This window comes from Burkholderia pyrrocinia (assembly GCF_018417535.1).
Classification (GTDB): Bacteria; Pseudomonadota; Gammaproteobacteria; order Burkholderiales; family Burkholderiaceae; genus Burkholderia; species Burkholderia pyrrocinia_E.
In genome coordinates this window covers 1,342,823-1,357,184 of record NZ_CP070978.1, presented here as the reverse complement: position 1 = coordinate 1,357,184, position 14,362 = coordinate 1,342,823, and the positions used below count along the sequence as shown (strand labels likewise).

Sequence of the window (14,362 nt, the reverse complement as noted above, 5' to 3'; positions counted from 1 at the left end):
AAGGAACCGACATGACCGAAACAACGCTCGCCGAGTGGCATCCGCTCGGCGCTTACGACGAATTCTCCGAAGACGAACCGGCGGCGCGCGTCGCCGGCCAGAAGCCGATCGCGGTGTTCCGGATCGGCGACGAACTGTTCGCGATGCACGACCTATGCACGCACGGCCATGCGCGGCTGTCCGAAGGTTATGTGGAGGACGGCTGCGTCGAATGCCCGCTGCACCAGGGGCTGATCGACATCCGCACCGGAGCGCCGAAATGCGCGCCGATCACGGAGCCGGTGCGGACCTATCCGATCCGCATCGTCGACGGGCAGGTGGAAGTCAATGTCGGCTGATCCGTTCGTGATCGTCGGCGCCGGCCACGCGGCGCGGCGCACGGCCGAAGCGCTGCGCGAACGCAATGCCGCCGCGCGCATCGTGATGATCGGCGCGGAGCGCGAGCTGCCGTACGACCGGCCCGCGCTGTCGAAGGATGCGCTGATGAGCGACGGTGGCGAGCAGCGCGCGTTCGTGCGCGACGCGGCGTGGTACGACACGCAGCGCATCGAGCTGCGGCTCGGCGCGCGCGTCGACGCGATCGAGCGCGGCGCGCAGCGCGTGCGGCTCGACGACGGCACGACGCTGCCGTACGCACGGCTCGTGCTCGCGACGGGTTCGCGGGTGCGCACGTTCGGCGGCGCGATCGACGAAGGTGTCGCGCCGCATTACGTCCGCACGATTGACGATGCGCGTGCGTTGCGCACGCAACTTGCGCCGGGCCGCCGCGTCGCGGTGCTCGGCGGCGGCTTCATCGGCCTCGAGGTCGCGGCTGCGGCGCGCCAGCTCGGTTGCGACGTGACGGTGATCGATCCGGCGCCCCGATTGCTGCAGCGCGCGTTGCCGGAAGTCGTCGGCGCGTATGCGCGTCAGTTGCATGACGCGCGCGGCGTGGTGTTTCAGATGGCCACGCTGCCGCGTGCGATTCGTCGTGCGCCGGCCGGCGGTGCGATCGTCGAGACCGATCGCGGCGACGTGCAGGCCGATATCGTCGTGGTCGGCATCGGTGTCGTACCCAATGTCGAACTTGCACAGGCGGCCGGGCTCGATGTCGACAACGGGATACGCGTCGACGCGGGCTGCCGCACGGCCGATCCCGCGATCTTCGCGGCGGGCGAGGTGACGATGCATTTCAATCCGCTGCTCGGGCGTCACGTGCGGATCGAATCGTGGCAGGTCGCCGAAAACCAGCCGGCCGTCGCGGCCGCGAACATGCTCGGCGCCGACGAGACCTATGCCGAGCTGCCGTGGTTGTGGTCCGATCAGTACGACTGCAACCTGCAGATGCTCGGGCTGTTCGGCAGCGAAAACACGACCGTCGTGCGCGGCGATCCGGCGAGCGGGCCGTTTGCGGTGTTCGGGCTGGGCGACGACGGCAAGATCGTCGCGGTGGCCGCGGCGAACCTGGGGCGCGACATCGGCGCATCGCGCCGGCTGATGGCGGCAGGGGCGGTGCCCGATCCGGTGAAACTCGCCGACCCGGCGGTGAACCTGAAGACGTTTCTGTAACGGCGGGAGGCGCGGCGAGTATGGCCGGCGCGGCGGACGGATTGCGTCGGCGATGACGTCGCCGGCCGCGCGCTTGCCGGTCGGTTGCGCGACGTGGCGGGTGACGTGATGCGCGGCGGCGGTCGCGCGGGCCCGTCGAGCATCATGCCGCGCGTTTGTCGGTTGACGCGAAATCGGGGATATTAGCGACATCTCCGATCCACCCGTCCTCCATGACGCCCGACAAAGCCCTCGAACTGAAACGAAGCAAGCGCCGCGCGCTGTGGCTGCTGCTGGCCGCGGTCGCGGTGTTCGTCACGACGATCCTGCTGCCGCGCGGCCCGTGGGTCGACGGCGTCAAGGCCGTGGCCGAGGCTGCGATGGTCGGTGCGCTTGCCGACTGGTTCGCGGTCGTCGCGCTGTTCCGCCGCGTGCCGATCCCGTTCGTGTCGCGCCACACCGAGATCATCCCGAAGAACAAGGACAAGATCGCCGACAACCTCGCGGTGTTCGTGCGCGAGAAGTTCCTCGGCCCCGACGCGCTCGCGGAGCAGATTCGTCAGCACGATCCCGCGCAGAAACTCGGCGCATGGCTCGGCGAGCCGGCGAACACCGACGCGCTGGGCGGCTATGTGACGAAGCTGATGAGCTTCGCGCTCGACATGACCGACGATGCGCGGATCCAGTCGTTCGTCCACGACGCGTTTCGCGCGGTGATCGACCGGGTCGACCTGTCGCAATCGGCCGGCGCGATCCTCGACACGCTGACGAAGGATGGCCGCCACCAGGCGCTGCTCGACGACGCGATCGAACAGGTGGTCGACGTGCTCGACAAGGAAGAGAACCGCGAGGTGATCGCGGGCTTCATCGTCGAATGGCTGAAGACGCAGTACCCGAAGGTCGAGAAGATCATGCCGACGCAGTGGTTCGGCGAGAACGGCGCGCGGATGCTCGCGAGTGCGGTGAGCCGCGTGCTCGAAGGCGTGGCGGCGGATCCCGAGCACGAGCTGCGGCAGCGCTTCGACCGGACGGTCGTGCGGCTGACCGAGCGGCTGAAGCACGATCCCGCGTTCATCGAAAAGGGCGAGGAGATCAAGCGCTACATTCGCGACGGCGATGCGTTCAACGAGTATGTGCGCGACTTGTGGGACCAGTTGCGCGCGTGGCTGAAGGCCGATCTCGCGCGCCCCGATTCGGCGCTGCACCGGCAGGCCGCGACGCTCGGCGGCTGGCTCGGCGCGCGGCTTGCCGAGAGCCCGGCGCTGCGCGCGTCGCTGAACGAGCACGTCGAGAAGGCCGTGCACGAGATGGCGCCGGATTTCGCCGATTTCCTGATGCGTCACATCCGCGACACGGTGCGCAACTGGGACGCGCGCGAGATGTCGCGGCAGATCGAGCTGAACATCGGCAAGGATCTGCAGTACATCCGCATCAACGGCACGCTGGTCGGCGGGCTGATCGGGCTCGGGTTGTATCTGGTGTCGCTGGTGCCGCGCTGGGCGGCCGGGTGGCTGCATTGACGCGGCCACGCCGACGAGCGGCGGCCTGGGTGCCTACGCGTGCGTGCGTTCGCGCGGTTCGACCTTGCGGTCGATCTCGCTGCGCGTCGGCAGTGTCTTGAGATCGTAAGCGGCCTGCAGGTTCAACCAGAATTCCGGCGACGTGTCGAAGTAGCGTGCGAGCCGGTAAGCGGTATCGGCCGTGATGCCGCGCCGTTCCTTGACGATTTCGTGCAAGCGTGTAGCCGGCACGTTCAACGCGAGCGCCAGCGCGTTGACGCTCATTTCCAGCGGCACGAGAAACTCTTCCCGCATGACCTCGCCCGGATGAATCGGGCGCATTCCATTCTTGAGCATGCGAATCCCCAGTCAGTGATAGTCGACGATCTCGACCTGGGTAGGCCCATCGTCGCTCCATTCGAAACAGATCCGCCATTGCTCGTTGATGCGGATGCCGTGCTGGCCTTCCCGATCGCCATGTAACGCTTCGAGCCGGTTGCCGGGCGGCGCCCGCAAATCGCGCAGTTCTTTCGCGGCGGCGACCATTTGCAGTTTCCGGGTAGCAACGGTTTCGATCACGCGAAAGCGCCGGGGCGATTCTCCGGCAAACAGCGACTGCGTGTCCTTGCAGCGGAAGGCAATGATCATGTCGGTCAGCGTATTACGTTAACCGTAATACGTCAATGGGAATGAAAAAGGGTCGGCTCGAGTGGATTCCGCAGTTCCGACTATAGGGTCGTCAGCGCGGCTACTGGCCGGTTTGGCCTTCCGGCCGACCCCTGCCGGGCGTCGGCCGACAGCGGGCCGCCGAAGTCGAAATTTCCCGAATCCGTCTACAATCAAAAACGTCTTTGCCGCCCGTGCGCGCCCGTCGCGCATGGGCGGGTCCGTTCGCTCCCCGGTATCCGGAAGCGCCGCCGCGCGTCGTGTATCGCACCTCGCACGGCGGGAAGTGCCGTGGTCTGTGTCCAGTAGGTAGAGCGTCCGCGTGCCGTAGGCCGGCGCGCGTCATGTACGCCGCGTGTCCGTAGGCCGGGCAGGCGGCATAACCGAGAGTCCCCCATGAAAGCATCGGATCTGTTCGTGAAGGCGCTGGAAGCCGAAGGCGTCGAGTACGTGTTCGGCATTCCCGGCGAGGAAAACCTCGATCTGCTCGAATCGCTGCGGCGATCCAGGATCAAGCTCGTGCTGACCCGGCACGAGCAGGCGGCCGGGTTCATGGCCGCCACCTACGGCCGCCTGACCGGCCGCACCGGCGTGTGTCTCGCGACGCTCGGGCCGGGCGCGACGAATTTCGTGACGGCCGCCGCGTATGCGCAGCTCGGCGGGATGCCGATGCTGATGATCACCGGGCAGAAGCCGATCAAGTCCAGCAAGCAGGGCCACTTCCAGATCGTCGACGTGGTCGACATGATGCAGCCGCTCACGAAGCTCACGCGGCAGATCGTGTCGATCGGCCACATCCCGTCGGCCGTGCGCGAGGCGTTCCGGCGCGCGGAGGAAGAGCGGCCCGGCGCGACCCACCTCGAACTGCCGGAGGACATCGCGCACGAGGAAGGGGACGGCAAGCCGATTCCCGCGAGCTACAGCCGGCGGCCCGTGGCCGAGGAGAAAGCGGTCGCGCACGCGGTCGACGCGATCCAGGCCGCGCGCCATCCGCTGCTGATGATCGGCGCGGGCGGCAACCGCAAGACGAGCTGCAAGATGCTGCTCGAATTCGTCGACAAGACAGGCATCCCGTTCTTCACGACGCAGATGGGCAAGGGCGTGATCGACGAAACGCATCCGCTGTGGCTCGGCAACGCGACGCTGTCCGACGGCGACTTCGTGCACCGCGCGATCGAGCATGCGGACTGCATCATCAACGTCGGCCACGACGTGATCGAGAAGCCGCCGTTCTTCATGCACGCGGACGACAAGACGGTCATCCACGTGAACTTCCTCGGCGCGCAGGTCGATCCCGTCTATTTCCCGCAGATCGAGGTGGTCGGCGACATCGCGAACGCGGTGTGGCAGATGAAGGAGGCGCTCACGCCGCAGCCGCACTGGGATTTCGCGCGCTTCGCGATGATCAAGGAGCATTTCGACGCGCACCTGCAGAAGGGCCAGCACGACCCGCGCTTCCCGATGTACCCGGTGCGGATCGTGAACGACCTGTACAACGCGTTGCCGGCCGACGGGATCGTCTGTCTCGACAACGGGATGTACAAGATCTGGTTCGCGCGCTACTGGCGCGCGCACGAGCCGAACTCGCTGTTGCTCGACAACGCGCTCGCATCGATGGGCGCGGGCCTGCCGTCGGCGATCGCGACGAAGATCGTGCATCCGCAGCGCAAGGTGATCGCCGTGTGCGGCGACGGCGGCTTCATGATGAATTCGCAGGAGCTCGAAACGGCCGTGCGGCTGAAGCTCGATATCGTCGTGATGATCCTGCGCGACGACGCATTCGGGATGATCCGCTGGAAGCAGGAGAACATGAATTTCCCCGATTTCGCGATGACGCTGCAGAACCCCGATTTCGTGTCGTATGCGCAAAGTTACGGCGCGCACGGGCATCGCGTCGAATCGGCCGACGATCTCGAGCCGCTGCTGCGCGAGTGCTTCTCGTCGCCGGGCGTGCACGTGATCGACGTGCCGATCGACTACTCGGACAACGAGCGCGTGCTGAACCGCGAGATCAAGCGCCTGTCGGCGCAACTCTGAATTCCCCGTTCACAGGAAGGAGTCGTTCCATGTTGAAGGAAACCTATCCGTACTACCTCGCCAACGAGGCCGTTTACGCGAACACCGATCTGGAAGTGACGGACAAGTTCAGCGGCAAGGTCGCGACGCGCGTCGCGCTGGCCGACGCGAAGGCGATCGATGCGGCGATCGGCGCGGCGGTCGACGCCGCGAAGCCGATGCGCGAGCTGCCGGCCTACAAGCGGCAGGCCGTGCTCGACCATTGCGTCGCGCGCTTTCGCGAGCGCTTCGACGAGCTGGCCGAGGCGCTGTGCATCGAGGCCGGCAAGCCGATCAACGATTCGAAGGGCGAGGTGACGCGGCTGATCGACACGTTCCGTGTCGCATCCGAGGAATCGGTGCGCATCGACGGCGAGATCATCAACCTCGAGATCTCCGCGCGTGCGCAGGGCTATACGGGCTACACGAAGCGCGTACCGGTCGGCCCGTGCTCGTTCATCTCGCCGTTCAACTTCCCGCTGAACCTCGCCGCGCACAAGGTTGCCCCGGCGCTCGCGGCCGGCTGTCCGTTCGTGCTGAAGCCCGCGAGCCGCACGCCGATCGGCGCACTGATCATTGGCGAGGTGCTCGCGGAAACCGACCTGCCGAAGGGCGCGTTCTCGGTGCTGCCCGCGCATCGCGACGGCGCCGATCTGTTCACGACCGACGAGCGCTTCAAGCTGCTGTCGTTCACGGGCTCGCCGGCGGTGGGCTGGGCGCTGAAGGAGAAGGCCGGCAAGAAGAAAGTCGTGCTGGAACTCGGCGGCAACGCGGCCGCGATCGTCGATGCGGACCAGCGCGAGCGGCTCGACTACGTGGTCGAGCGCCTCGCGTTCGGCGCGTACTACCAGTCGGGCCAGAGCTGTATCGGCGTGCAGCGGATCCTCGTGCATGCCGATCTGTACGATGCGCTGCGCGAGAAGCTGATCGCGAAGACGCGTTCGCTGAAGATGGGCGATCCGAAGGATCCGTCGACGTTCGTCGGCCCGATGATCTCCGAATCCGAATCGCGCCGGCTGTCGGGCTGGATGGACGCGGCCGTCGCGGCGGGCGCGAAGATCGTCGCGGGCGGCAAGGTCGACGGCGCGATGTTCGAGGCGACGCTGCTGGAAAACGTCGGGCATGAGCAGGACCTGTACCGGAAGGAGGCGTTCGGCCCCGTCGCGATCCTCGAGAAGTTCGACCGGTTCGACGACGCGCTCGCGCGCGTGAACGACAGCGACTTCGGGCTGCAGGCCGGCGTGTTCACCGATTCGCTCACGCATGCGCAGCGCGCGTGGGACGAGCTGGAGGTTGGTGGCGTCGTGATCAACGACGTGCCGTCGTTCCGCGTCGACAACATGCCGTACGGTGGCGTGAAGGATTCGGGCCTCGGCCGCGAAGGGATCCGCTACGCGATCGAGGACATGACCGAACCGCGGCTGATGGTCGTGCGGCGCCGGTAACGCGCAGGCGGGCAGCGCGGTGCCGCGACGGCACGCGGGCGGGCGATCGTGCCGGCCCGCGTGCCGTTTTTCATGGCGGCGCGCGCACCGGGCCGACATCGGGCCAGCACCGCGCGGCGGGCCGCGAACGCGCTCGACTGCGGGCCTCGCATCGTGATGTAATCGCGCCAAACTGCCGACCGGGGTACGACGCCGGAACGTGCGAATTCATTCTTCACGAGGTCGATTCATGTCTCCCGTCTCGGCATTCAAGCTGGTTTTGTTGTCATTCCTGGCGATCGTCGCGCTCGAATGCATCGCCAAGCGGCTGCGGCTGCCGCCCGCGGCCGCGCTGCTGATCGGCGGCATCGGCATCGCGTTCATCCCCGGCCTGCCGCCGATCAACCTCGATCCCGAACTGGTGCTGCTGGTATTCCTGCCGCCGCTGCTGATGGACGGCGCGTACTTCTCCGTGTGGGAGGAGTTCAAGCGCAACGTCGGCGGCATCCTGCTGCTCGCGATCGGCGCGGTCGTGTTCACGACGTTCGCGGTCGGCTTCGCGGTGCATTGGGTCGTGCCGGCGCTGCCGTGGGCCGCGTGCTTCGCGCTCGGCGCGATCGTGTCGCCGCCCGACGCGGTTGCCGCGAAAGCGGTGCTCGAACGCGTCGCGCTGCCGCGCCGGCTGATGGTGCTGCTCGAAGGCGAGAGCCTGCTGAACGACGCGGCCGGCCTCGTGCTGTTCCGCTTCGCGGTCGCCGCCGCGCTCACCGGTGCGTTCAGCCTCGAACATGCGGTCGTGCGCTTCGCGGAGCTCGGGCTCGGCGGCGTGGTGGTCGGCTTCGTGGTCGGCAAGCTCGTCGTGTGGTTCCTGAAGCTGCTCGACGACGACTATCTCGTGGTCACCGTCGCGGCGATCGCCGGCTGGATCGCGTACATCGCGGGCGAAATGGTCGAGGTGTCGGGCGTGATCGCGACCGTCACGGCCGGCATGATCATCGGCTGGCATCAGCACGAGGTGTTCTCGGCGGCCGTGCGCACGCGCGGCACCGCGTTCTGGCAGGTCATCGTGTTCCTGCTCGAAGCGCTGGTGTTCGTGCTGATCGGGCTGTCGCTGCGCGGCGCGATGCACCGGCTCGGCGGCTTCGAGCAGGTGCTCGGCACGATGGTGCCGCCGGTGCTTGCGGTGCTGGCGGCGGTGATCGTGTCGCGCTTCGTGTGGATCTACGCGGTCGAGGCGCTGAAGTGGCCGGTGCGCGGGATCGCGCGGCGCGGCGACGCGCCCGACTGGAAGGCCGCGACGATCATGAGCTGGGCCGGGATGCGCGGCGTCGTCACGCTCGCGATCGCGCTGTCGCTGCCCGAGGCGATGCCCGGCCGTGACGTGATCCTGGTCGCGTCGTTCGCGGTCATCCTCGTCACCGTGCTGCTGCAGGGCACGACGATCGGGCCGCTGATCCGGCTGCTGCGTTTGCCGCAACGCGAAGAGCGCGCCGCGCACCATCTGACCGAACCGCAGACGTGGGCGTACGTCGAGGCCGCGCAGCTCGCGGCGATCCAGTCGCTCGTGCGCGACGAGCATGGCGTGGTGATCCATCCACGCCTGCTCGAGCAATACACGTATCGCGCGGAAATGACCGAGCGGGCGAAGAACGAGCCCGCGTATCCGGCGGAAGTGCGCACCGCGCACTACGACGTGGTGCTGGCCGCGATCAAGGCCGGGCGCGCGGAACTGTTGCGTCTGCATCGTTCGGGCCGCATCCACGACGAGATGCTGCACATGCTCGAACGCGATCTCGACCTGCAGGAAGTATCCGCGCATCACGGGCGCGGGTAGGCGGCCGCACCCGCCATTACGCGGGCCGGCGTCCTGCCGGCCCGATGCGCGTGGGCCGATCCTCGCCCGGCGCGCCGTTTTTTTTTCCTTCCTCCGGCCGATTCGGTGCATTTGCATCAGGCCCCGATACGGCTCGCGACCGAGCCTTGCAGCGCATGCAAACCTCGCTACGCCGATCGCGCAAACGTTATCGTCTTTCGAATCCGGAAATGATCAGATTTATCTGATTCCGGCTCTTTCTGCATATTTGGCAAAACTAAACCGGAAGGAGATAGATGCTGTGTTCTAATTTCATTTAGAATCAGCCGGTTATGTTTATTGAGAGAAAGAATGCGGAGGTAATGCGGCCGTCGACGGGGAAAACTCGGCGCGCGGAGCCCCGCAAGGCAGTGCCGACAGGCCAAATCGGCGGAATCAGGCGGGTTTATCAACTGCCAATAAAAGATAGCGTCCAAGTCGGATAAACAACTCCTATGAAAGAATCGATTGGAGATTCGGCGTTTGAAACTGTATTTATGAAAGAATCGAGCAGTGATAATGCCCCGGATTGTCTTGAATCAGGGCTTTCGGTCCTCCTCGTCGACGATCAACCGTTCGTCGGCGAGGTGATCCGCCGCGCGTTGCGCAGCGAACACGACATCGACCTGCATGTGTGCACCGACGCACACCGTGCGATGGCTGTCGCGCGCGACGTGAAGCCGACGGTCATCCTGCAGGATCTCGTGATGCCGGACATCGACGGCCTCGATCTCGTTCGCGCGTGGCGCGCGGACGCCGGCACCGCACGCGTGCCGATCATCGTGCTGTCCGCGAAGGAGGAGCCGATCGTCAAGCGCGAGGCGTTCATCGCCGGCGCGAACGACTATCTCGTGAAGCTCCCCGACGCGATGGAGCTGACCGCGCGCATCCGCTATCACTCGAATTCGTACCTGATGTCGCGGCAGCGCGACGAGGCGCTCGATTTCCTGTCGCACGACATGCGTTCGCCGCAGACGTCGATCCTCGCGCTGCTCGACGTCTACCGGACCGAACACGGCGACATGCCGGCGATCATGGAGCGTATCGCCGGCCATGCGCGGCGCGCGCTCGCGCTCGCCGACGGCTTCATCCACCTGACCCGCGCGCAGTCCGAGCGGCGCGCGCACGAGGTCGTGTGTCTCAACGAGATCGTGCTCGATGCCGTCGACCAGCTGTGGGAGAAGGCGGCCGGGTGCGGCAGCCGGGTCGTCGCGCACGTGCCCGACACCGAGTGCGTGACGATGGGCGACCGCATGATGCTCACGCGCGCGGTCGCGAACCTGATCGACAACGGGCTGAAGTACGGCCCGGCCGGGACCGACGTGCACTGCACGCTGAGCGGCGAGGACGATGCCTGGCTGATCGGCGTCGAGGATACCGGCGCCGGCATCGCACCGGAGCAGCGTACGGCCGCGACCGAGTCGTTCGTGCAGCTCGAATCCGCGCATGGCGCGGCGCGCAGCGGCTTCGGCCTCGGGCTCGCGTTCGTCCGCGCGACGGCGGCGCGGCATCGCGGCCGGATTTTGATGCGCAATACGGCGCGCGGCTTCATGGTCGCGCTTCGTCTGCCGGCGCAAGCGGAGCGGTGATTTCGCGGCGCGGCCTGCCGGGGCCGCGTCGTCCGCCTCCGACCACGAGGCGCTCGTGGCGCGCCGTCCGGCGCGCCGGCGGGCGTGGATTTTTTCAACGCTGATTTTAGAAAGCCCATAACGAACATGGCCACCGTGACGCCCCGCGCAACCAATGAAAGCCTGCATCCGACGATCGGCGCTGCCCGGCTGACGCTCGGCAATCGCATCCTGCTCAGCTTCGGCGTGCTGTTCGTGCTGATGCTGGTGACAGCCGGCGTGTCCTACGAGCGCCTGCGCGCGATCAACACCGAAGCCGTCAGCATCGAGCGCGACTCGCTGCCCGGCGTCTACCTCGCGGCGTCGCTGCGCGCGTCGGTCAACGAATCGTTCGTGCTGCTGCAGCAGGCGACCTTCGTCGAGACCGATGCCGATATCGTGCAGCGCAATCTCGCGAAGATCTCGGACGTGACGAAGCAGGTCGATGCGCTGTCGGCCGACTATCAGGCCACGACGTTCCGCGACGACGATCGCCAGCGCTTCGCAACGTTCCTCGGTGCCTATGACCGCTACCTGCCGTTGCTGAACGATGCCGTGCAGAAACACCGCGGGTCCCGCGACGACGCGGTGGCAGCCTACATGAAGGTACAGCCCGTGTGGGCCGAGGTCGTGCAGAACGCGAACACGCTGGTGCAGGAAAACCGCAAGTTCGCCGACCAGTCCGCCAAGCTGATCCGCGAATCCGTGCAGGACACCGAGGTCGTGCTCGCGACCGCACTGGCGGTCATGCTGCTGTCCGCGCTCGCGCTCGGCTATTTGCTGTTCCGTTCGGTCACCGTACCGATGGCGCGGCTCGTCGAGGTGCACGACGTGATGCGCACCGGCAACCTGACGCGCCGCCTCGACCTGCGCCGCCGCGACGAATTCGGCACGCTCGAGACGGGCTTCAACCGGATGGCCGACGAACTGACCGAGCTGGTCTCGCGCGCGCAGCAGTCGTCGCTGCAGGTGACGACGTCCGTCGCCGAGATCGCGGCGACGTCGCGCGAGCAGCAGGCGACCGCGAACGAAACCGCGGCGACGACGACCGAGATCGGCGCGACCTCGCGCGAGATCTTCGCAACGTCGCGCGACCTGCTGCGCACGATGAACGAGGTGGCTGGCGTGGCCGAACAGTCGGCGACGCTCGCGGGCGTGAGCCAGAGCGGGCTCACGCGGATGGGCGAGACGATGCGCAGCGTGATGGACGCGGCCGGTTCGGTGAACGCGAAGCTCGCGATCCTCAACGAGAAGGCGCTGAACATCAACCAGGTGGTCGCGACGATCACCAAGGTGGCCGACCAGACCAACCTGCTGTCGCTGAACGCGGCGATCGAGGCCGAGAAGGCCGGCGAATACGGCCGCGGCTTCGCGGTCGTCGCGACCGAGATCCGCCGCCTTGCCGACCAGACGGCCGTGGCGACCTACGACATCGAGCAGACGGTGAAGGAAATCCAGTCGGCCGTGTCGGCGGGCGTGATGGGGATGGACAAGTTCTCCGAGGAAGTGCGCCGCGGAATGCTCGACGTGCAGCAGGTCGGCGGGCAGCTGTCGCAGATCATCGCCGAGGTGCAGACGCTCGCGCCGCGCTTCCAGATGGTCAACGAAGGGATGCAGACGCAGGCGAACGGCGCCGAGCAGATCACGCAGGCGCTGTCGCAACTGTCGGAAGCCGCGCAGCAGACCGCCGAGTCGCTGCGCCAGTCGTCGCAGGCGATCGACGACCTGACGCTCGTCGCGAACCAGTTGCGCACCAGCGTGTCGCGCTTCAAGGTCGACGCGTGACACGCGCCGACACGCAGAACGGTGCGCACGCGCTGTTCCTGATGTTCGAGCTCGACGGCGAGCGCTATGCGCTCGACGCGGCCGGCATCGAAGAGGTGCTGCCGCTCGCGATCACGAAAGCCGTGCCCGGCGCACCCGAATGGATCGCCGGGCTGCTGATGCGCGGCGGCCAGCCGGTGCCGGTGATCGACGTGCCGATGCTCGCGCTCGGGCGCCGCGCGCATGCGCTGCGCTCGACGCGGCTCGTGATGGTGCGCTACCGCGCGGGCCACGCCGACGGCGAGCGCGTGATCGGCCTGATCGTCGAGCGCGCGACACAGACGATGCGGATCGACCGCGCGGCGTTCCGCGCGAGCGGCATCTCGACCGCGCGCACGCGCTGGCTCGGGCTCGTCGCGAACTCGCCCGACGGCGTCGTGCAACAGGTGTCGGTATCCGACCTGATCGACGACGTTGCGCGCCTGTATCTGTTCGACGGCCTGCCGGGCCACGGGGAGGAGTCCGCATGAAAGAGTCCGAATCGCGATTTCGCGACTGGTTGCTGCGCGAGACCGGCATCGACCCCGATTCGCTCGGCAACGATTTTCTGACCCGTGCGCTGACGGAGCGCGTGCACGCGCTGCAAACGGACGGCGAGCGCCTGCCGTCGGCAGCGCGGCCACCCGTGACGCAGGAAGCGCTCGACGCTTACTGGCAGCAGCTCAACGCGTCGGCCGACGAGCGGCGTGCGCTGATCGAGCTGTTCGTCGTGCCCGAGACATGGTTCTTCCGCGACCGCGAGGCCTTCGCGACGCTCGCGCGGCTCGCGGCCGAACGGCTCGCCGCGACGCCCGGGCGCGTGATCCGCGTGCTGAGCGCGCCGTGCTCGACGGGCGAGGAACCGTATTCGGCGGCGATGGCGCTGCTCGACGCGGGGCTCGAACCGGCCAGCTTCACGATCGACGCGATCGACCTCAGCGCGCGCGCGATCGAGCAGGCGCGGCATGGCTGTTACGGGCGCAACGCGTTTCGCGGCACCGCGACGGAATTTCGCGCGCGCTACTTCGCGCCGGCCGCCGACGGCTGGTTGCTCGACGAGCGCGTGCGCGCGTGCGTGCAGTTCCGTCACGCGAACCTCGTCGAACCGATCGCCGATACGGGCATTCGCTACGATTTCGTGTTCTGCCGCAACGTGCTGATCTATTTCGACCGCGACGCGCAGGATCGCGTGATCCGATCGCTCGACGCGTGTCTCGCCGACGACGGCATGCTGTTCGTCGGGCCGGCCGAAACGGGTGTCGCGATGCGGCACGGGATGCGCTCGGCGCGCGTGCCGCTGGCGTTCGCGTTTCATCGCGAGCGTGCCGGTGCCGCGGCCGATGCAAGCGCGGCCCAGATGGCGCCGCTGTCCGCGGCAGCGGTGTGCCAGCGCGCGGAGCGCTTGACCGTTGCGCCGCTCGCGGCGACGCGCCCGGTGCTGGCCGTCGCGCCGCCGGCCTGGCTTGGCGACACGCTGCAGCCGTTCGCGGCGCCGGCGCCCGCCGTGCGCACGGCTGCGTTCGACGCACGGGCCGAGCTGTCGGTGGCGACGGCCGAAGCGGCCGCGCCGGTCGCCGAAGGCGTCGCGCCGACGCTCGAGGATGCGCAGGCGCTCGCGAACGCCGGCGCGTTCGACGAGGCCGAACGCGTGCTCGCGCAGTTCTCGGCGCGCGTCGGGCCGCATGCCGACGCGTTCTACCTGAATGGACTGATTGCGGATGCGCGCGGGCGCGCCGCGGAAGCCGGCGACTTCTACCGGAAGGCGTTGTACCTGAGGCCCACGCATCACGAGGCGCTGACGCATCTCGCGACGCTGCTCGACGTCGGCGGCGATCGCGCGGGCGCGCAATGGCTGCTCGAACGCGCGCGGCGCTCGGCCGGCTGACACGAATACGGGATTGGGACCGACACCGCGATGACCAGAGGAAT

At 67.5% G+C, this 14,362-nt stretch carries 12 protein-coding genes; 10 read left to right on the top strand and 2 right to left on the bottom strand.

Annotated features, from left to right (window positions below):
- Window positions 1–11: 11 nt before the first annotated feature.
- The 3 genes from andAb to JYG32_RS24130 all read left to right on the top strand — a co-directional run bounded on the left by andAb (window position 12) and on the right by JYG32_RS24130 (window position 3,047).
- On the top strand, window positions 12–338 hold the full coding sequence (gene andAb, locus JYG32_RS24140; RefSeq protein WP_174378930.1) for an anthranilate 1,2-dioxygenase ferredoxin subunit AndAb: 327 nt from the start codon (window positions 12–14) through the stop codon (window positions 336–338).
- Window positions 328–1,548, top strand: coding sequence for an anthranilate 1,2-dioxygenase system ferredoxin--NAD(+) reductase (gene andAa / locus JYG32_RS24135; protein WP_213267219.1), 1,221 nt, complete (start codon window positions 328–330; stop codon window positions 1,546–1,548). The genes andAb and andAa overlap by 11 nt, the downstream gene beginning before the upstream one ends.
- A gap of 212 nt (window positions 1,549–1,760) precedes the next feature.
- Window positions 1,761–3,047 carry a DUF445 domain-containing protein gene (locus JYG32_RS24130; protein WP_213267218.1) on the top strand — a complete coding sequence of 429 codons (1,287 nt, stop codon included), beginning with the start codon at window positions 1,761–1,763 and terminating at the stop codon, window positions 3,045–3,047.
- Between the two features lie 33 nt (window positions 3,048–3,080).
- On the opposite strand, the gene JYG32_RS24125 is transcribed toward JYG32_RS24130, so the two are convergent.
- Window positions 3,081–3,383, bottom strand: coding sequence for a HigA family addiction module antitoxin (locus JYG32_RS24125; RefSeq protein WP_213267217.1), 303 nt, complete (start codon window positions 3,381–3,383; stop codon window positions 3,081–3,083).
- A 12-nt stretch (window positions 3,384–3,395) separates the two neighbouring features.
- The gene (locus tag JYG32_RS24120; RefSeq protein WP_213267216.1) at window positions 3,396–3,674 is read right to left on the bottom strand and encodes a type II toxin-antitoxin system RelE/ParE family toxin; all 279 of its coding nucleotides are present in this window, start codon (window positions 3,672–3,674) and stop codon (window positions 3,396–3,398) included.
- A gap of 414 nt (window positions 3,675–4,088) precedes the next feature.
- Between JYG32_RS24120 and JYG32_RS24115 the strand changes: the two genes are divergently transcribed.
- The 7 genes from JYG32_RS24115 to JYG32_RS24085 all read left to right on the top strand — a co-directional run bounded on the left by JYG32_RS24115 (window position 4,089) and on the right by JYG32_RS24085 (window position 14,318).
- A complete protein-coding gene (locus JYG32_RS24115; RefSeq protein ID WP_213267215.1) occupies window positions 4,089–5,729 on the top strand; it encodes an acetolactate synthase large subunit in 1,641 nt (546 codons plus the stop codon).
- Between the two features lie 29 nt (window positions 5,730–5,758).
- On the top strand, window positions 5,759–7,192 hold the full coding sequence (locus JYG32_RS24110) for an aldehyde dehydrogenase family protein (protein ID WP_174378935.1): 1,434 nt from the start codon (window positions 5,759–5,761) through the stop codon (window positions 7,190–7,192).
- Window positions 7,193–7,421: 229 nt separating this feature from the next.
- Window positions 7,422–9,005 carry a Na+/H+ antiporter gene (locus JYG32_RS24105; RefSeq protein WP_213267214.1) on the top strand — a complete coding sequence of 528 codons (1,584 nt, stop codon included), beginning with the start codon at window positions 7,422–7,424 and terminating at the stop codon, window positions 9,003–9,005.
- A 473-nt stretch (window positions 9,006–9,478) separates the two neighbouring features.
- Window positions 9,479–10,612, top strand: a complete 1,134-nt coding sequence (locus tag JYG32_RS24100; protein WP_213267213.1) for a hybrid sensor histidine kinase/response regulator — start codon at window positions 9,479–9,481, stop codon at window positions 10,610–10,612.
- A gap of 126 nt (window positions 10,613–10,738) precedes the next feature.
- Window positions 10,739–12,415 (top strand): methyl-accepting chemotaxis protein, encoded by a 1,677-nt coding sequence (locus JYG32_RS24095; RefSeq protein WP_174378938.1) that lies wholly within the window; start codon window positions 10,739–10,741, stop codon window positions 12,413–12,415.
- On the top strand, window positions 12,412–12,924 hold the full coding sequence (locus JYG32_RS24090) for a chemotaxis protein CheW (RefSeq protein ID WP_174378939.1): 513 nt from the start codon (window positions 12,412–12,414) through the stop codon (window positions 12,922–12,924). The genes JYG32_RS24095 and JYG32_RS24090 overlap by 4 nt, the downstream gene beginning before the upstream one ends.
- Window positions 12,921–14,318 (top strand): CheR family methyltransferase, encoded by a 1,398-nt coding sequence (locus JYG32_RS24085; protein WP_213267212.1) that lies wholly within the window; start codon window positions 12,921–12,923, stop codon window positions 14,316–14,318. Before JYG32_RS24090 ends, JYG32_RS24085 begins: the two co-directional genes overlap by 4 nt.
- Window positions 14,319–14,362: the final 44 nt, after the last annotated feature.